We start from the raw sequence: 18648 nt of genomic DNA on the forward strand, positions 1-18648 counted from the left end.
TCAAGTCGTTTCACGTCGTCGGATTTTTCAATATTCCGATTTAAAAACAGTAACTTAGTGTCCCATGTCGTCTCACTATGTCCCAGCAGTGCACGACAAATATGTCGGTATTGCTGACGGTACAGAGATCCGCTCCTTGAACGACCCAAACCGATACCGTCAGACGGCCTGACGGTATCAGTTTACGGAGGGGTTTCATGCTCACGGGCATGAAGTTGAGGGCGCTCAAGCCCGCTGAGAAGAGCTACAGGTTGCAGACCAGCAGGGGCTCTACGTCGCCGTTACGCGGAAGGGAGTCATCAGTTTGCGGTTTGACTAACGAGTGAACGGACGCCGCGAGACTCTGGTGATAGGCAGATATGACCCGACGGTCGGGGCCAGGAAGGCGCGCGGGCTGAACGAGCTGGACTAGGGCGTTTCCTTATCCCTCGCAGAGGCACGCTTGCTGCTCGGTCGGGCGCGCAGGTCTGTCGAACAGGGGGCGAGCCCTTCACGCTCCAAAGTTGAAAAGAGGTCCGAAGTTGCCGATGCGCTAACGTTCGGAAAATGGGCGGAGAAATACTTCGCCGAGGCTCATCTGGCCGATTCCACGAGAGACATGCGCAAGTCGGTCTACGACCGCAACCTCGCAGACGAATTTGGTCGATTGAAGCTGGAAGAGATCACACCTGTGCGGCTGATGGCCAGATGCGAAAAGATTAAGGAGCGTGGGGCGGCAGCGCCGGCAGTTCACGCGCGTGAAATCGTGCTGCAGGTCTTTCGATTCATCAATGCTCGCGGATTGAAAATTGAAAATCCGGCCGAGTCGATCCGACCCAGCGCTATTGCAAGATTCAAGGCTCACGACAGGACGTTATCGCCTGCTGAGATTCATACCTTTTTCAATGCGCTTGAGCAGACGGCGACGACATCCACCTTACGCCTGGCGATCAGGTTCATGCTACTCACCTGGTGCGCAAGTCGGAATTCATCGAGGCCACATGGGACGAAGTGGATTTCGCGACGGCCCCACCGTCCGTGGCAAAAGTACGAGTTAGAGGTTGCTGCGGCGAGGTCTGCACTTGCTCGATTGTTACTGGAGAAGTCGGTGTAATTTTTTTCGGACTACGTTGGATCAGGCTGGAACACCCTGGACATCGAGTCGGATTTTTCGAGATCACATGGTCTTGAAGCGATGCGGAGCCGACCCGCGATCACTTCGTCGAGGCATCCTCCAGCGTCCTCCGTTCACGATGGCCGTAGGCATACTTTCTGAGGTCGGCGATCTGTCGCGCTTCGACCACCCGCGTCAATTGATGGCTTGGATGGGCGTTACGCGACCCGAACATTCATCGGGCGACAAGCAGCGCCGGCGCAGCATTGAAAAAACTGGCAACAGCTACGCCAGGCAGTTGCTGGTCGAGGCGGCCTGGAGCTACCGATATCCCGCCTGTGGGAGCCCGAGATCCAGCGCCGGCACAAGGGCATCCCGACGCTCATCATTAATCGCGCCTGGGACGCGCAGGCTGGACCATGTCGGCGCTATCGCATTCATGGTGTCTCGCTGGTTCCAAGGCATCTGAGTCGAGGCAGTTGAATTACCCAGAAGTGTCAACCATGACCCCGGGCTATACATCCTGCGAAACCGAATTGGGAATAAGGAGGACGGTCTGGCGGTTTACCAGTGCAGGGCGTCATGCTGCGCAGTCAAGTCGATTGTGGACATCATTCGCTCGAACATTCAAGGAGTATTGACATGAAACCGAATTCGCTGAATCGGGTTGTTGTTCATTCCGCGCGTGGTTCGCTCATCGCGAGTGCAGTGCTGATGGCAACTTCAGCCTCTGTGTACGCGCAAACGTCGCTGGAACCCGGCACACATCAGCTCACCCGTGCAGAAGTGCGGCAAGAACTCAAGGAGTTGGAGTCGGTTGGATATCGCCCGATTCCCAATGATCTCTACTACCCAGGTGACGTTCAGGCGGCGGAACAAAGGCTGGAGACCAAACATCAAGCGGAAAAGAATGCGCTGACCGGTGGAAACCAGATAGCGCAGACTAAGCTCAGTCCCTGAATCCGGTGGATTGCGAATACAGTTCGCGCCCCATGCTCGATGCTGGCTTGGGTCGGTCTGAGGGGCGCGTGTCGATGGTTCCGAACAAGGCTTTCGGCTTGGCCAAGAATGCAAGCAAAAGGTGCAGGTGTCGAGTGGCTTAGCAAACGACAGCCGGACTTTGGAAATTGCCGGTGAGCAGGCCACGACGCGGGGCGTCTGGCAGGTTAATCTCGATAGCGAGCATCATCCGGAGTGAATCGTTTGATCGCGAAGCGCTGATGGACCACGCCGAAGTGGATGGCATTGGCCAAATCATGAATCCCAGCTCTGGCCGTCGGGGTGCCCGATGGTACCGGTTCGATGCTGAGCCTACCTGGTCGGTTTCGCGAAGGCCGCGCCAGTGCCCTATCAGTCTCATGTCTGAGCAACGCGCCACGTTCAGACAACGACGCTCCGACGTCCCGCCGACGAACTGGACCGTATACCTGATGAAGGATCGGACATATCGATGGCAACAGCAGCGCGGCTTCAACGTGTCCAGTCGCTACTTCCACTGGCTGAACGTTAATGTGACATTGCCCAGTTCATGAAATTTGTGTTTCAACGTGTGAACCATGCGTGCGACTTTGAGGCGGTAGGCGGCACCTCCGATTGCTTTGCCGGTTTGCTGACGGCTCCGGCTAAAGGGTCGGTGGTGGCCGTGTCTTTCCGGCCCCGACGGATGTCGATGACCTGTTTCCCAACTCTCCAGGCAAAACGCTGAGCTATCCATGAAAACCTCTTTCCTGAGTGCATCCACCGCGCGCGGCCTCGTTGCGTCGCTGACACTGGCGATCGCGCAACTGGCACATGCTCACGCCTTTCCGAAGCACGAAGTGCCGGCCGCTGGCTCCACGGTGCCCAGTTCGCAACAGGCGGTGACTATCGATTTTGATGACGGACTCGAATCGGAATTCAGTGCGATCACCGTGACTGATGCGCGCGGCATGTCCGTAACGAGTGGCAAGGCGGTGGTCGATCCGTCCAACGCGAAACACATGTGGGTGGCGCTGAACGCATTGATGCCCGGGGTGTACACGGTCACGTGGGTGGCGGTCGCCGCGGACGGGCATCGCACGCAAGGTGAATACACCTTCACGGTCAGGTAGTGATGGAGTCGCTCGCCGACATGGAACCCGTGGTCGCCGTCGGGCAGGGCATACTGTTCGGGATGGTGGTGGTGGGTACCTGCGTGCGCTTAGATGCTCAGGAGCCACGGCCGGGGCTCCGCTGCCTCCCTGGGCCGCTGGCGACTGGGCGCTTTATATGCGCTCTCGCTCGCTGCGGGGCTATACCTGATCTGGCTGCAAGCGGCGGCCATGGTAGGCCTCCTGGCGTTGCGCTGACGGCACTCGGTAGCGCGCGTCGTGGCTATGCGGTGTAGTCACTCGCGGCCGCCGGCGCGGTCGTCTATGCGGGGCTATCGAAGTCAATTGCGACCGCTCGTCTACGCTCAACACCAATTCGGCCTTCGGTCGTCCCATTGGGATGGTGGTACCTCCCGTTCCGTTGATACCAGCATCCTACGCAAACATAGGTCAGCTACTGTAACAACAGAACGGAACACCAGATTCAATAAACGAAAGTGTCGGGTTGAGAAGCAACAGCGAGGCTGGTCTTTAGCTGCAGACGGTGTGCATTATCGTAGCCGGCTAAGGCGTGGCCAGTGCCAATTGGGGCTACACGCAATCGCGGATGCAGTAGCGGCGCAAGGTACCACGACGCACGAGCAGGTACACCTGCAATTGCTCGAAGCGGAAAGGGGCTTATGCCTATCGACGACGTGACCTACTAGGATCTGGTGAGCGCATACGCATAACGGATTCAGATCGGCCGGTCAGCGTCCTACCGCACGGCTTGTGCCGTGGACCTTTTCCTATGCGCGGTGGGCGGTTTTTTGGCGCGCTTCTGATTGCCGTTTTGGTCCGCCGTGGCTTGACGTACAGCATCGGCAAATCGCTGCAATGCCCACAGCGAACCACATACGCTCTGATATTCCTCGCGGCCGATCCTTCCGTCGAGAAGGACCGCCATTCCCGATGCACGGGCCATGTCGATGATGTCCATTGTGACGCCCCTTTTGTGTCTTTTCACTGTGCAAGACTGTCGGTTGCGGTTGGTTATTCCCGAATCTACCGCGGCTACGGGGGCGACTCCTGAGCAACGCGGGTGCCTAAAAATAACCGCGCTGTGTTCACGCTGCCGTCGGGGTGCCGCTGCGGCGAGCGGACGCACCGCATGGCTGCGCACCCGATAGTTTAGGGCGGTTCGACTGAAAGGAACCGCCCTCCAGACAATGCGGGCCAGAGGTCGAGATTCGGGAAGAAAACGTACGCGAGCGCTCTGCAAAGCATTGCGGCATGCAGATTTTCCATGATGCGTGTATTGGCAATCGGGTGTCGACTTATGACGACGCCAAGTCCCTCGGTTGAACGGCTTGAGCAGCCCGGCTGTCGTGCATTTTCTTCGAAATATTGTGCGGCAGTCTACGCTATCAGCCGGTTTAACGATGCACCCCGCGCTAACAACGACCTGCTCACCTTCTGCAACGCATCGACGACGCCCATCGGTCGTGCAATCGATCAGGTGTTCACCGATTACCCGCGGTCTTGCCGATGTTGGGAAGCAGAGCGCGGGAGGCCTGCACCAAGAACGAGCGTTGGAAGCCCAATGTTCCGGGCGACTTCTACAGCCAGTTGCAGTTCGTGATTGTCGGGTGCGCTGGCTCCCGGCGGCGGTACTGAGCTTCGTGTACGCACCACCTCGTGCGGAGACAATGGCTAACTCGACTAAAGAAGCAACCTGTCACGATGACTTCACCGCGAACAGCGGTAGTTGCTGAACAACTGGCCGAACGTTGAAGGCTACCAAAAATTGCAACTCGGGAATAAGGCGGGCACTGCGGTGGTCTGCTCAGTGTACGCCGGACGGTTGACAGGTCGTGGCATACGGCGACTAACCAGCCCGCCAGCGTGAGTAGTGAGGCCGAAGTGGAAGGAGAAGGACATGAACATCGCCGAGAAGTCCCTACGTTTCCTGGTAGAAAAATGGCTCGCGCCCACTCCAACGATGCGGATCCGCGTAGTCCAATCTGGTCGCATGGGCTTACACAAGAGACGCTATGTGCGCGTCGAGGTCTCGGCCGCGGCCGGTTCGCGTGCAATTTTTTTCTTTCGGCACGACGACGGCGCGTGGTGTGTGTTTCCTGCGATTGCACGGCCGGCAATGATGGGTTATCGGCTTGCAGCGTAAGAGGGCCAAAAGGCAGAAGGAGCATGAGATGAAAACGGAAACAACAGCTTTCCTGAGCCACCAGGAAATCTTTGACCGCGCTGCTATGCACTTGCAGCAGCAGGGTCGGGCGGGTTTGTTACAGCGCGGCGGCGGCGCCTACTGTGGTTACCTTGGCGGGTGTCCAGTGGGTCGCCTGATCCAGCCGCGCGATTACAGCACGACGATGGAGGGGGTGCCCGTTCGCTTTCTCGCGAAGGCGTCGAACGAGATTCCCGCTTATATGGATGCGGGGGTCGCAGCGTTGAAAAAGGCTCTACTGCGCGCACACATCAATGTGTATGACCCGACAACAATCGCTTTGCTGAGCTGCCTGCAGAACGTCCACGACGTGTTTGGCACGTGGGAATGGCAGGAACGTCTGATTTCCATCGCCAGGCAGTTCGGCTTGAATACCGAGCGAGTGACTTCGGCCGTCTGGCGCATCGCCTCTTGACCCGAGGAAGGGCTGCCCGTAGCACGATTGCCCCTCGGAGAAAGGGTCCGGCGCGACAAGAACAGCAGGTCGAGCGGCGACCATATGATAAGGATAACGTCTCTTATCCAGCAGATCTGGGTTGCACTCTGACGGGATCCGCCGCGTGGCAGCATCTGACGAAATGCGCCAATTCTGTTAACAGTATTCCTTGGTCACGCTAGCTAAAAGACCCTGAAGACCACCGACAAATAAAGCCGCCATCCAACAAACGTAGCTTTCTGGCGCATTGCGTTTCGGTGACGGTCGCATGGCCGATTGTTCATTAATTTTGCTAGCGTGTTCTACGTGCCCTTTATTCCGCCAATGCGTCGGATGGCCAGCCGCGCTAAGTCGGCGCTCACCTTGAGCCAGATGGTTGACTGGTGCGGATCAGTTCCGTAGCCAGACGACGAGAAACCGGACCCGTCATCAAGGTTCGCAACGGAGGGATCACTATCCCCAACCACGCAAGACTTGGTCTTGAGGGAAACTTTTTATTCCTTTACCTTGGCATTCAACGGGTGACATTTTTAATGCATCTACACGAGTGCCAGGACTCCGGCCGCCAACTCATAGCTCACCTGGTTGTTAGCCCCCCATGTCAGGCTAGTTGTCAGCGCGAAAGAGACGAAACGTGGTCTCGCCCGTGGAAGTACCAGTTGCGTAGAGCGTGAGCCGTGCACCCGTCGGATTTTCGTGCATAAACCGGCGCCACCAGACGTACTTCGCCCGGCAACAGACGGCCGCCGACCAACGAATCACAGACCTCCCGACTTGACGGCACCCACAGCGAATGGTTCAGACGTTTCGACAGGCAACTGTTCAGATGTTCTTCTTCGGTGGCCGTGACCTCGACCGAATGATGCCATTTGGGCGCATAGACCGGATAGGCGACGTCGACGCGTTTTGCGAGCGTCATTGGATAGTCGACGATGCCGTTGTTGATCCAACGCGATGCTAACGCTCCGAGCGCGAGCGTCACGTCTGTTCCGGGCACGAGCAAACACGCCGCGATGCAGATTCACCACCAAGGGTCTGGGGCATGTACAACGACGGATGGATCTTCATGCGCGGGAGCGCTGAACAGCGCTTTTAGCGTGGACTTCTGCGCACGCCAGGCAGCGACCTGCGCGGCGGCATGGGGATCGTTTGCAAGACGCGCGAGTACGCCAGCGCTCTCCGCATCCGGCAACTCGTCGTCGACGAACGCCGACAACGTGGGCAGGTCGGGCCTGAGCACGGAATTAGGATCATCATCGTTGTTCATAACGGATCTCTCACTACTTGCTGTGGTGAGAACTTACTCGTCGATCCCTCGGTCAGCAGCACGCGAAGGTGTGCACGCGCGCGCAGGCGTTCACGCGCGCGCGACAGCCGCGACATCACCGTACCGATAGGCACGCCGAGCGCGCTCGACGCTTCCTGGTATGTCAACTCCTCGACGCAGACGAGCAGCAGCACTTCGCGCTGTTCGACCGGTAGCCGATAGAGCGCCCGTTGGACGTCGCGCAACACGAGCCCGTCGAACTCGCCCCGGGGAGCCTCCAGCTTGCACAACGGCGCGTGTTCATCGTCAACGGCAATCTCTCGACGTACCCGCAACTGATCGATGTAGAGGTGCCGAAGGATCGCGAGGAGCCACGCACGCAGGTTACTGCTCGGACGGAATGTCGTGCAGCGCGTGAGCGCGCGCTCGGCGGTGTCCTGTACCAAATCGTCGGCCCACGCGGGATCGTTCGTTAGTCCTCTCGCATCGCGGCGCAACTGCGGGAGCCATGAAACGACCTCCGCTTCGAAACTCATCGAACGAATGCCAGAGCCACCGACGGGCGATTCGCCCGAGAGAACGCGGGACATCTTCATTTAGTCGCTCCTTCTCTCACGCATTTTAGTCGTGGCGTTGCGTAGTGCGAATGATGTTCTTCATGTTCGCGCCGGGCGGCTACGGGCTTCGAAATCACCGAATTCGAAGTCTCCCAGATACTCCGCCGCGCCGGCGTACTGACGACCCGGCGTGACGGTTCAGTACCGATTGCTGCTCAGGCCGACGATGGCCCGGCGTTCGAACTTGGCACCACCTCGGCCGAGCTTTCCGGTATTGAGTCCATAGCCTTTCTCAAGTGTGAATACCGCGGCCAGACCACCGCCCAGATCCCCGGTGCCTCTCAACCCCCACGGGACTGTTCAGACCGAAGGTTGTATCGAGCAAGCACTGTCGACCGCTGGCGGTCTTGCCGGTCACGCGCATATTGCTTAGCGCCTCGAAGCCTTTATCGATCAGGCCATACGGCGTCACACGACTTTGCGCGCGCATAGTACCCGCCGGTGGGCACAAGATTACCAATGCGAGAAGCTGCTTCTTCATCGAGCGATCCAAAAAGCATTAAACGGACTTTTAAGAAATTGGAACACCGGGCCAAGGAGTGATCGACTTCCAGCTTTTGTCACGCACGACATCTCCGATGACGCTGCAGCCGTTCGTGGCACTCCAGTGGGCGAGATGCATGGCCGGACATGAATGTTTACCTGGATCGCAGCGCGTTTATTCCCATTGCACTTGAAATTATCTTTAGGCCCGCGAGTCGGATGTTTTGAGTGGCGTGGGAATATCCAACGCCGAAACGGAGTTTACTCATTGCTACCGTACAACACACTCAGGAGTCGGAAATGAAGAAATCTGCAATGGTTGCCATCTCTCTGGTTGTTCTCGCATCGTCGAGCGCATTTGCTCAAGGCAAGACCCGCGCCGAGGTCTATCAGGAACTGATCGAAGCACAACAGAATGGCCTGAACTACATCACTGAATCCTCGTACCCAGACGTCAACCCAATGTTTGCAGCACAGGTTGCCCGTATGAAGGAGAAGCATCTGGCCCAACAAAATGCAGCGAAGGCGCCAAATACCGGAATGACGGAGAGCACCTCCAACTGACACGCAAGATTTCTAAAAACACAAGGAGTACTGACGTGAAATCGAAATATTTGAACGGGTCTATCGTCCAGCCAATGCTTGGTTCGCTCATCGTGAGCGTAACGCTGATGGCAACGTCCGGCTGTGTGTACGCGCAAACGCCGACGGAATCCAACAAGCATCAACTCACTCGAGCAGAAGTGCTGCATGAGCTCGAGGAGCTGGAGTCGGTCGGTTATAACCCCTCTCAGGGCGATGACGGAGACTACCCTGCCGACATTCTTGCGGCAGAGCAAAAGGTCGCAGCTAAACATCAAGCGGAAAGGGACGCGCTGGCGGCCGCAGGCCAGACCGCGCAGACAAAACCGACGTCTCAGCCGTCGCCTTGAGTCGGCGCGAGCGGATCCGCATCTACGCCAGATTACCGTCCAGATCCGATAGGTGTGCACCGTACGACATTAAGGCGGTGTGCGATCTGATTGAGAAGTGCCTGGGTGCGTGGAGGGGGCTACCTGCTGAAGCAGCCGGTGACGCTGAGCGTCACAGTCGAGAAGGCCGTGAGCCGCGCGTCGCACCAGCGTGGATCGCGCGACCAGGGAAGCCCCGCCCTAGCTCATTTCCGTGCAACGCCACCCGATGTCACGCAGATTAGGGGTGCGCGGCTCGATTCAGGCTGCAAGGCACAAGATATTCGCCGTGTGGAAACGCGAGGGCGGGGCCAAGGAGTAAAGTCATGCGTTCGTTGAGTATTTGGCATTGGCTGATCGTTTTGCTGATCGTCGCGCTGGTGTTCGGCACGAAGAAGCTGCGCAATATCGGCAGGGACTTGGGCGTTGCGGTGAAGGGCTTTAAGGAAGGCACGAAAGAGGCAGAGACGCTAGCGGCCGATGCGCAGCAGCGCGAACTGCCGTGCGACGACACCGTCGATGTCGACGGGAAGAAAAAGACGCCGCGCTTTGGTGATTGCCGCTAAACGCCGGTTACATCGCGTGCTGGCGTATACCTCATTTCGTGCTGGGCCTCCGTCTAGTTGCAGCGCGAGAGGGTCCGGAATAAAAAAGCGGGTTTCGCAGTCTATCCGTGCGAAGCGTGTCTCCACGGAGTTCAATCGGCTATGGCATCACCGGTCAGAAGGTCAAAACCGCAATGACGTGAAATCAATTTCACGAGATCGGTGTATCGCCCAATCGATCCGTGGTTCGCCCATCGCGGGCGCAGCGCGGACCCACGGTGCGGGCCTTGACGGCAACTCCGACCCAATAGTTTTCCCCGCAGCGCCGAACCATCCGGCAACCCCCGTAAAGAATCATCACCAAACACAAGCACCATTTTTCTCCCAAGAGAGGGAAACAGCCAATGAATAAACACACTACCCACTATAGTTTTCCCGCTCGCTCGCTGCACTGGCTCATGGCAGTGCTCATTGCTGCGATGTTGATCATTGGTCTGGACCGGAACCTGCTCGGGCTCCACAAGCCGTTGGGCATCTTGATACTGGTCCTGGCGCTGATCCGCATCGTCGTGCGGCTGAAGAACGGCACGCCACCGCTGCCACGCGACATGCCCGGCTGGCAGCGTCTGGCGGCTTCGCTATCGCACCTTGCGCTGTACGCGCTGATGGTGATGATGCCGCTGGTGGGCTGGTCAATGCTTTCCGCCGAGGGTTATCCGATTGTGCTGCTGGGCTCGCTGCATCTGCCGCCGATTGCACCGCATGACATGCACCTCTACCTGATGCTGCGTAAGGCCCACATGTTTCTCGCGCTACTACTGTCCGGGACTTTCCTGATGCACGCGTCGGCGGCGTTGTTCCACGGATTGATCCGCAGGGATGGCGTGTTTTCCAGCATGGCGAGCGGAGGCGAAGCGCCCAATGTTGATCGACCGAACCGTGGTGCACGGGTGACGTGACAAACGCACAGCGGCTATTGATTTCGCTTTCGATCAGATACGTCTACTCGCCTTGTTGCTGACTCATCCACTGCGGGCAACCAACCAGCGAAAATGCGACACCTAAACTGTCGTCAGCGATCTCGACATCATGGGACAGATGTTGACTCGTGACGTCACGAGCGTCGCCGATACGGAAACGGTGTATGGCGGTTAGCCGGCCGCGGCAGGGATGCTGTGTCCCAGAACCGCGGCCGCCATCAGCACGATGAGCATCAGGACGGCCTCTACCTTTACTAGCCGCATAAAGACAGGTAGTGCACGAGAATCGCCCATGCGTATGCGTTTCATGAAGGCGAAGCGATTAATCGCCCCGATCGTGATGACCACAATCGCAATTAGCACTTTCGCTTGCAGCAGTTGGCCCCAGAGGCTGTTGGTCAGCGGAACCAGCGATCCACCGAGTCCGCGATACGCATTCATGAGGCCTGTCCCGATCGCGAACAAGAACGTGAGCGTTGCCACGTTCGACAGTCGCGTGATGTGCGCGACAGCGTTCGGCGTGACCGTAAATGTTCGTCGTAACGGCCAAGCCGCAGCGATAACTACACCCGCCCATCCTGCTGTCGCCAGCAGATGGATGAAATGCACCAGTTCTGCAACCGAGAAGTTACCCGCATCTGCCGCGTGAGTCGAAGCGGCATGGGCCAGGGCGACAACGATCAATCCAGTCATAAGCAGACTCGTCCAAGTCGACTTTTTTGTTGCGGGGCGCAGCGCAAACGCCGCGATCAATGCGGTGAATCCGGCTGCGGTTCCAATCGTCCACATTAGCCCAAAGTGTGACTTCGTGATCACGAGCGGAATCGCGGGCAAGGCATCGCCAAGTGTCATGCCAGACATCACGCTCGCCTGCAAAGGCAGATAGAGTCCTTGCAAGACGAGCCACACGACAAGCGTTGTCCGCATGGCACGAAGGCGCACTGCGCCTCCAACGGCGAGTAAGGCGGATCCCACCGCAATCGCGAACGCAATGTCAGCGCCGGCAGCTAGCACCATCTGCGCGATGACGGGCGAGTCAAAGGTGTGTTGCACGCTATTTCACGTCGAATGAATAGTCACCATGGGTACGATGCCCATCAGAGGCCACAGCCGCCCAATGTACGGTGTAGTGACCCGCCGATAGAGAAGGCAGGGGAACGGAAATTACCGTCGATTGCTCAGCATCAACGGCGGCTTTTACGGTGTTCACCTGCTTACCGCTGGTATCAGTTACCGTCAAAGTGCTAAAGGACGGCTCCAGTTGCCCGTCAAATGCAATTTTGATCCGCTGGGGCGACGCGACCGTTGTGCCGGCTCCTGGCTCCTGCTTCTGCGGGAAAACATGAGCGAACGCAGCGCTCGCGAGGCAGAGCGCCGCGACAGACGCAAGACACTTCTTCGCTAGCTGCCGACAAACGTTTCCGTGCTCTTTCATCGTTTGCTCCTTCATCACTGGAATAGCGGCTTGCCGATCGTAGTCGGCGCTACATCGTCAAAGAAAATGTGGGCCTGCACCAGGATACCCACGCGTGAACCGCTCGCTCGGTTGATTGGAATCTGAGCCTCGATGCCAAATTGACCGTAGCGGTTGATCCAGATGAAGCCCGGGTTGACGGTCCCCGTCGTCTGGCCCTGGCTTCTCGACAGTGGGATTTCGACCAGCGGGATAGTGTTCGCCAGCGGTTGCGGCAAACCGATGTCATGCACGTGCTGCTGTAGATACGGCAGGCTGTATTGCGCCGTAAAATCATAGTTGAACGCGTTAGGGTGCCCTGCGCCAATGGCTAACGCGGGGCCAGCCTCGCCCGTCACGGCGATCGGACGCAAATAGGCAAGTGAATCAGGCAGATCGCCAAATCCCTTGCCAGCGAACACCGTCGGAGAAATGGTCGAAAAACTGGCGGCAATTGCCTTGCTTCCTGTGCCACCTAGCTCTGCATTGACACCGATGGACGACATGAATTCGTGCGGCTCGTTGACATATAGCAGATACTTCAATCCAACCCCAAAGTTATCAAAGCCGCGGGCCGTCGGGTTGTTTTGCAACGCATACGTGCCATCGACCGATAGCGCCAGCCTCTGCGTGATCAGCTTGTCATATTCGAATTGGAAGGTGTTGATGCCTTGATCGCCGTTGTCACCGGGAACGCGTTGATGACCATATTCAAGGTTAGCTTCGTCACCTACGCCGGGATCGTCCACGGCAAGTGTCGACGGAAAGACACGGTCTCCAGCGATCGCGTGAGCGGTGGCGAGCGAGGGCATGAGCAGGGTTGCATTTGCCGCAGCCGAAACGATTGACGCCGCGAGCAACGGTTTCCCGCGGCGCGTTGAAATGATGTGCATGGTTCTGGTTCATCCTTATTGTGAGTCGTAGTAAGCCCTCGCGCATCTGTGAAAAAACATGCGAAGACATCGCGATGCGGTAAATGCATCGCTTCGGTGTGACTCAAATCAGGACGAGACTGGAGGAGCCCGAGGCTGCGAGGAAGTGAGCGGTTCGATGTGGCGGACGCTCTCCAAGCGAGCCGTTACACGGTACGCGGCTGCCCTAACCGTGATGGCGAAAGGCGCTTGCACAATGGGCACCACGGGCATGTGCGCAAGCAGACCGCAATAACAGCAGGACTGCCCGTCGGACATCATTGACTGCGGACTGGACTTGATGTCTGGCTCATGGTCTCGCATCGAAGGCATGGAACAATGTGCACTCGACACGGTGTTCACACGAAGATTCGCGGCGAGCGCTTGCGAGACCGTCGGCGCGAGCGTTGCCATCAGAATCGCAAGCAATCCTAAAATACTGCCAATCTTCCGGTGGAAATGGCTGAGCATATGCCAGGCGGACGCAGATAATGCAATGACGATAGGGCGCGCTTAATGGGAAGGTGTGAGCGCCGCCAAGGCCCGCGATCAAGTTCGCGATGGCCCAGTCCTCGAACCTCAGCTTGCGAACGGTTTCCCAATTTCGCGCGGCGCTAGCTCCGGTAGAGCGTCCTTACTGGACGGTAATGGTCTCCTTCATATTCGGGTGTATGCCGCAGAAGATTTTGTAGACACCCGGTTTATCGAAGGTGTACTTGTAGGTGTCGTTCTGATCGAGCGCGCTGGAGCGGAATAGGCCGGAGTCGTTGACAACTGTGTGCGGTTCGCCATCAAGATTTTTCCATGTCACGGTCGAGCCGGCTTTGATCGTGAGCGACATCGGCGAGAACATGAAATTCTTCAAAACAACGGCGTTGGTCTCCTGTGCTTGCACGACGGAGAAATCAGCGGATGCCGCCATGAGCATCCCGACCCCGAGGGAGAGGAAGAAGGCGCGGCGAAGAGCGGTGGTTAACATGACGTGGTTCCTGGTTGGTGAGCGCGATGTGGAAATTCAGACGAGCGTCGTGTCGGAGAGCGTCGCTTTGAGCGGATGGCGCACGATCTTGATGCTGGTCACGCCAAGCATCTTCGGAAGCTGATCGCTCGCCACCTTCAGCGGCCCGGGTCCGGGCCCGTTGCCGGCCGTCGGTTGCGGATAGGCCGTCGAGCGCGCCGTATGGAAGGTGATATTTCCTTCCACCTTAGACACGATCTGATGGATATGCCCATTCAGGACCGTGACCGAGCCGAAGCGCTTCAGATAGCTCATCGCCTGGCCAGCATCGCCTGTGCCCCAACCCCACGGTTCGTAGATCGTCCACATCGGCATATGCGCAAAGACGACAATCGGCGTGCTGGACGAACGGCCCTTCAGATCATTTTCCAACCAGGCGAGTTGGTCGTCGCCCAAACCACCCAAACCGTTTGGCTTGAAATGCATGACATTGACGAGGCCGATAAAGTGCACGCCGTTGTGGTCAAAACTGTAATAGCCTTTGTTGTCGGAGGCTTGGCCGAAACGCTTGAAGTATTCCGTCCCTGTCCCATCGGTCACATCATGTTCGCCGGGCACGGTATGCAACTCGGTGATATTTAAACCTGACATCAATTGGGCTGCCAGGTCGAACTCTTCCGCCTTGGAGAGATGCGTAATATCGCCCGTGTGGATCGTCAGCGCCGGCTTGATTGGCATAGCGTTCACGTAGTCAATCGTCTGCTTGAGCGTACCCGCGACGTCGGGATTGGCTTCCTTGTTGAAGCCAATATGAGAGTCGCTGATCTGGAGGAACAGGGGGATCCCCGAGGCAACTGACGAATCCTTCGCCGTGGCGGCGAGAGCCAGGTCCACCGGCGCGAGAATACCGCCGGCCAAGACAAATACGGTACCCACGCCTCCGAAAGCGAGACATTTCAACGCGCCGCGACGGGATGGATCGGATGGAAGATTTGACGACATGGTGACCTCACGAATAGATTCAAGAGGTAGATCGCCGGAGTATCCGACGGGCCTTTTGAATGGGTTCGATAGCTAGACTGTCGGGCCTTTCGTTTTATTCCAGGAGGCATAACATTTCGACTGAGGCAGTGGGTTCCGCGCGACCGGTTCCCGTCCTGGCTGAAGGCAGTGCCCGCTTAACTGGCCGTGCACCTGGGTAGCACTGGCAAGGTGTGTCGCGACAACGTGATCAGACCGCTAGCGGATACGGACCTGCTGTCTGATGCTGGCTAGCCACTGCCGAGTTGCCTTGACGGGCGGCAGATATTTTTATTGAAAACGCGGGAATATTTTTCGAGGAACCGGCGTCTATTCATTGCAGATCGCACAACACGCTCAGGGGGGCCGCAATGAAGAAATTTTCCATGACCGCCATTTCTCTAGCGGATTTCACGTCGTCGAGGGCGTTTGCTCAAGATAAGACCCGCGCCGTGGTCACTCAGGAAATGATCGACCCGTAGCAGAACAGCCTGAACCACATGACCGAAACCTCGTAGCCAGACGTCAACCCGATGTTCACGGCGCAGGTCGCCCGCATGAGGCAGCAGTTGGCGCAACAGGATGCAGCCATAGGGAACAGCGCCGCCAATTAAACAACAAGCGTATCGTCCCGACTGCCCAGGCGTAGCGGATGTTGCGCGAGTTGTGAAGCAAGCAGCGAACGGAACTTGGGGATAAGGAAATCGGCTCGGCTGTTTTGTTGTACAGAGCGTCGCTCTGACTAACCAAGTCGATAGCAGGCTTCACGCTTTCGATACCTTAACGAGCGTTGACATGAAAATATTCTTCGAGAGAGTGAGCGTGAAGCAAGCGCCGATGGCATTGAGGGCACTCCTGCTAGCAGTGTTGTGTAGCGCTGCGGGCAGCGTCGCGGCGAAAGGCCTCAGTCCTTATGACGATGTCAACGCGCCCGAAAACAGCACGCAGTTGATGCCGCAGGCTGCACGCGGCAGCGAGTATCCCACTCACGGTAATCGCCAGGCCGGAGAGCTGAACCTGAACCCGATGGATCCGCGAGCGCAACTTGTCAATGGCTTGCCGAACAATACGCAGTCAGGTGGATACGGATCCCCGCTCGCCGGCCTAAGGACTTATTTTCGGCCACAGTCGGCAAATTGAGCGGTAAGGCTGGGTATGTGCGGCAATACCCTTGCCGGTATCGGCGATTTCAGGCCACGCCGATTATTGGGCCAGGGCGCGTCTGACCACGCTTGCGGATTTGAATCGGCAGCAGGATGGTCACGGAGTTCCTGCATGTCACGTGGCTGGTTCGAAGGCGTGCCAATCCATCAACGTGCTGCGCGAGCAGGCATGTCGCCCGCTCTACCGGCTTCCACTGCCCCTGACATCTAATGGAACACACCATGACTGCCGACGCCGCTCCACATGACCAGAACCGGCAATTGCTGCCCTTTCGCGAATCGCTGCTGGCGATGCTGGGCGTGGCATTGGTGGCCATGCTGGTCGCGCTGGACCAGACAATCGTTGGTACCGCGCTGCCTCGGATCGTCACAGATCTCAAGGGCTTTGACCTGTATGCATGGGTCGCCACGTCTTATATGCTGGCATCGGTAGTAACGATCCCCATTTTCGGCCGACTCGGCGACCTCTTCGGTCGCAAGCCCCTGCTGCTCGCGGCCATAGTTCTCTTCACCGTCGCCTCGCTGTTATGCGGTATGGCCGACAGCATGCTGTACCTCGTGATCGCGCGAGGCGTGCAGGGGATCGGTGGCGGCATCATGATTGGCACGGTCTTCGCAACCGTCGCTGACCTCTTCCCCGACCCGCGACTACGTCTGCGCTGGCAGGTCTTCATCAGTTCGGCATTCGGCGCGGCCAACATCATTGGACCTGCCCTTGGAGGCTTCATGACCCAGTATGGCAACTGGCGGCTCGTGTTCTTCGTCAACGTACCGATCGGCATTGTGTCTTTGCTGTTCGTCTACCGTTTCTTGCCCCACTTGCGTCACCTGCGCCAACCTGGACTGGCGCGTCTGGATTGGCTCGGCGCATGCGCGCTCGCGGTGACGTTCGGTGCAGTATTGCTGCTGATTGAATTTTTGTCGAAAGAAGGCATCACTGAGCTGACAGTACCACTCGGCTTGGTCGCGGCAATCGGCGGACTGACGCTGTGGATCCGGGAAAGGCGCACAGCCAACCCGATCATGCCGGTGGACATGTTGATCGATCGTAAGCTGGCGGCGCTCTTTGCGATGTCAGTGTTGGGCGGCTTCGCTATGTTCTCGCTGCTGTTCGACGTCCCGCTCTTGTTCCAGGGAGGCTTTGGCATGTCTCCGGCCCATTCCGGCATGCTGATCACCCCCCTCGTAGTAGGCACGACCGTGGGTAGCACTATCAACAATCGGATTGTCACGCGGGTCAAGCGAGCCAACATCACGATGTATGCCGGTTTTGGCCTGTTCACGATCGCCTGCCTCTGCGTGATCGCTATCACGAGCAAGATGCCTCATCTCGTCTGGGTGATGTGCATGGGCACCAGCGGGATCGGGCTCGGTCTGGTGGCGTCGAACCTCACGATCTTTTCACAGCAAATTGTAGCGCGCGGTCATCTCGGTGCGGCCACCGCGTTGCTGCAATCGCTTCGGACTTTCGGCGGCATCCTCGGTACCGCGATGACCTGCTCGCTGCTCAGTCACTTTTACGCGCGCGGTGTGCACAGCTCGCTGGACTCCTATCAGGCGATGCAGTGGTTCAAGTCGTTCGCGAGTCCGGCACTGATGATCGACCGGACAGAGCAGGCCGCGTTGGTCAGCCGACTTGTCGATGCAGGCCACGCTGGAGATGCAATCATGAATTCGGCGCACAGCGCACTTATTGAATCGATCCACGCCGGTCTTGCGCTTGCAGCCGCAGCGGCGATCACCGGGCTATGCCTCACGTGGTTTGTGCCGCCGGTGCGAGTGAGCCATCTCGATCTCAAAGTGCGGGGCGAATAGCGGTGGCTGAGGCTTGCATCAACGCCGGCGGCGAAGGCTGTTAGCCTCTTGTGCAAGACTATGTCGCGTAGCGGACTCTAACCGCCTGCTTCCGTAACCAGCCACATTTCAGCTTGTCGATTCAGTGCACCTCAAGAGTTCGCTTCACCGTACTCACGGCCGCCCTTGACTCGCCAAACCACCCACCGAGAATTCAAAAGAGGCGCTACTCTTCTATCTGAAGCGGCTGTGATCGATGTGGAGGCGCAGCGCGAGCCGGCATCGCGTCCGAAATCGCGGCTTGCGGCGCTGGAGCGGGGCGTCGGTTATGGGACAGGTCGCCCGTGCAGACGATGAAGTCAGCTTGTTGAGGGAGGCGTTATTGACGCCTGAGACGGCTTTCTGCTGGGCACCGCGTGCGTCGGGTTTTAGCACCCACTCAAAGCCACAGTTATTGTCTGACAGTTGTATGAAAAAACGTCGGATTGTCTGCCACACCAGCCCAGTCCGACATTCGACCACCCGGTAGGGCCGGAGGCGAAAACGACTTCGGCAAGCCCGACTGGGTGGATGAGATTGCGTGTGTTGAGAGTGTTCTCCGCGTGGGTCTACGGATCGCTTGACCGGTGCTTGTTATGCCGGGGGCAACTTGGCATCTGTTCGTGGCGATGGGTCCGGGAATAAA

The 18648-nt window shown here is 57.9% G+C and carries 20 protein-coding genes and 2 pseudogenes; 12 read left to right on the forward strand and 10 right to left on the reverse strand.

The features are described 5' to 3' along the window. Positions 1–197: 197 nt before the first annotated feature. The 4 genes and pseudogenes from ABH944_RS31825 to ABH944_RS31840 form a co-directional block, all read left to right on the forward strand. Positions 198–1038, forward strand: a pseudogene (locus ABH944_RS31825) (tyrosine-type recombinase/integrase); the annotation flags it as partial. A 188-nt stretch (positions 1039–1226) separates the two neighbouring features. Continuing rightward, a pseudogene (locus ABH944_RS31830) lies at positions 1227–1528 on the forward strand (transposase); the annotation flags it as partial. Between the two features lie 207 nt (positions 1529–1735). After that, positions 1736–2053: a DUF4148 domain-containing protein gene (locus ABH944_RS31835; protein WP_404611301.1), complete on the forward strand. Its 318-nt coding sequence runs from the start codon at positions 1736–1738 to the stop codon at positions 2051–2053. Positions 2054–2805: 752 nt separating this feature from the next. Next, positions 2806–3183 (forward strand): copper resistance CopC family protein, encoded by a 378-nt coding sequence (locus ABH944_RS31840; protein WP_404611300.1) that lies wholly within the window; start codon positions 2806–2808, stop codon positions 3181–3183. Positions 3184–3919: 736 nt separating this feature from the next. Here ABH944_RS31840 and ABH944_RS31845 read toward each other — a convergent pair. After that, positions 3920–4141: a hypothetical protein gene (locus ABH944_RS31845; protein ID WP_404611299.1), complete on the reverse strand. Its 222-nt coding sequence runs from the start codon at positions 4139–4141 to the stop codon at positions 3920–3922. A 939-nt stretch (positions 4142–5080) separates the two neighbouring features. Between ABH944_RS31845 and ABH944_RS31850 the strand changes: the two genes are divergently transcribed. Both ABH944_RS31850 and ABH944_RS31855 read left to right on the forward strand, forming a co-directional pair. Then, positions 5081–5326: a hypothetical protein gene (locus ABH944_RS31850; RefSeq protein WP_404611298.1), complete on the forward strand. Its 246-nt coding sequence runs from the start codon at positions 5081–5083 to the stop codon at positions 5324–5326. Positions 5327–5354: 28 nt separating this feature from the next. Continuing rightward, a complete protein-coding gene (locus ABH944_RS31855; protein ID WP_404611297.1) occupies positions 5355–5801 on the forward strand; it encodes a hypothetical protein in 447 nt (148 codons plus the stop codon). Between the two features lie 634 nt (positions 5802–6435). On the opposite strand, the gene ABH944_RS31860 is transcribed toward ABH944_RS31855, so the two are convergent. The 3 genes from ABH944_RS31860 to ABH944_RS31870 are packed head-to-tail and all read right to left on the reverse strand — an operon-like array spanning position 6436 to position 7625. Beyond that, positions 6436–6804 carry a hypothetical protein gene (locus ABH944_RS31860; RefSeq protein WP_404611296.1) on the reverse strand — a complete coding sequence of 123 codons (369 nt, stop codon included), beginning with the start codon at positions 6802–6804 and terminating at the stop codon, positions 6436–6438. Between the two features lie 39 nt (positions 6805–6843). After that, a complete protein-coding gene (locus ABH944_RS31865) occupies positions 6844–7089 on the reverse strand; it encodes a hypothetical protein (protein WP_404611295.1) in 246 nt (81 codons plus the stop codon). Then, on the reverse strand, positions 7086–7625 hold the full coding sequence (locus ABH944_RS31870; protein ID WP_404611333.1) for a sigma-70 family RNA polymerase sigma factor: 540 nt from the start codon (positions 7623–7625) through the stop codon (positions 7086–7088). The genes ABH944_RS31865 and ABH944_RS31870 overlap by 4 nt, the downstream gene beginning before the upstream one ends. A gap of 864 nt (positions 7626–8489) precedes the next feature. Between ABH944_RS31870 and ABH944_RS31875 the strand changes: the two genes are divergently transcribed. The 4 genes from ABH944_RS31875 (at position 8490) to ABH944_RS31890 (ending at position 10643) form a co-directional block, all read left to right on the forward strand. Next, the gene (locus ABH944_RS31875) at positions 8490–8753 is read left to right on the forward strand and encodes a DUF4148 domain-containing protein (RefSeq protein WP_404611294.1); all 264 of its coding nucleotides are present in this window, start codon (positions 8490–8492) and stop codon (positions 8751–8753) included. A gap of 35 nt (positions 8754–8788) precedes the next feature. Further along, complete coding sequence (locus ABH944_RS31880; RefSeq protein ID WP_404611293.1) at positions 8789–9121, forward strand: DUF4148 domain-containing protein; 333 nt, start codon at positions 8789–8791, stop codon at positions 9119–9121. A 344-nt stretch (positions 9122–9465) separates the two neighbouring features. Continuing rightward, entirely contained in the window at positions 9466–9705 is a 240-nt protein-coding gene (tatA, locus tag ABH944_RS31885; RefSeq protein WP_404611292.1) for a Sec-independent protein translocase subunit TatA, read from the forward strand. 383 nt (positions 9706–10088) lie between these two features. Next, positions 10089–10643: a cytochrome b gene (locus tag ABH944_RS31890; protein ID WP_404611291.1), complete on the forward strand. Its 555-nt coding sequence runs from the start codon at positions 10089–10091 to the stop codon at positions 10641–10643. A 192-nt stretch (positions 10644–10835) separates the two neighbouring features. Here the strand turns inward: ABH944_RS31890 and ABH944_RS31895 are convergent, their stop codons facing one another. From ABH944_RS31895 to ABH944_RS31920, 6 genes are all read right to left on the reverse strand, one after another. Continuing rightward, positions 10836–11717, reverse strand: a complete 882-nt coding sequence (locus tag ABH944_RS31895) for a CopD family protein (RefSeq protein ID WP_404611290.1) — start codon at positions 11715–11717, stop codon at positions 10836–10838. A gap of 1 nt (position 11718) precedes the next feature. Beyond that, the gene (locus ABH944_RS31900; RefSeq protein ID WP_404611289.1) at positions 11719–12099 is read right to left on the reverse strand and encodes a copper resistance CopC family protein; all 381 of its coding nucleotides are present in this window, start codon (positions 12097–12099) and stop codon (positions 11719–11721) included. Between the two features lie 14 nt (positions 12100–12113). Then, complete coding sequence (locus ABH944_RS31905) at positions 12114–13010, reverse strand: hypothetical protein (RefSeq protein ID WP_404611288.1); 897 nt, start codon at positions 13008–13010, stop codon at positions 12114–12116. 108 nt (positions 13011–13118) lie between these two features. Next, positions 13119–13499, reverse strand: coding sequence for a DUF2946 domain-containing protein (locus ABH944_RS31910; RefSeq protein ID WP_404611287.1), 381 nt, complete (start codon positions 13497–13499; stop codon positions 13119–13121). A 163-nt stretch (positions 13500–13662) separates the two neighbouring features. Beyond that, a complete protein-coding gene (locus ABH944_RS31915; protein WP_062091397.1) occupies positions 13663–14007 on the reverse strand; it encodes a cupredoxin domain-containing protein in 345 nt (114 codons plus the stop codon). 36 nt (positions 14008–14043) lie between these two features. Then, entirely contained in the window at positions 14044–14988 is a 945-nt protein-coding gene (locus ABH944_RS31920; protein WP_062091396.1) for a metallophosphoesterase family protein, read from the reverse strand. Between the two features lie 855 nt (positions 14989–15843). Between ABH944_RS31920 and ABH944_RS31925 the strand changes: the two genes are divergently transcribed. Next, a complete protein-coding gene (locus tag ABH944_RS31925) occupies positions 15844–16146 on the forward strand; it encodes a hypothetical protein (protein WP_404611332.1) in 303 nt (100 codons plus the stop codon). 245 nt (positions 16147–16391) lie between these two features. Further along, a complete protein-coding gene (locus tag ABH944_RS31930) occupies positions 16392–17984 on the forward strand; it encodes an MFS transporter (RefSeq protein WP_404611286.1) in 1593 nt (530 codons plus the stop codon). The last annotated feature ends 664 nt before the right edge of the window (positions 17985–18648 follow it).

Origin of the sequence: Caballeronia udeis, from assembly GCF_044909315.1 — a bacterium.
GTDB classification, from domain to species: domain Bacteria; phylum Pseudomonadota; class Gammaproteobacteria; order Burkholderiales; family Burkholderiaceae; genus Caballeronia; species Caballeronia udeis_A.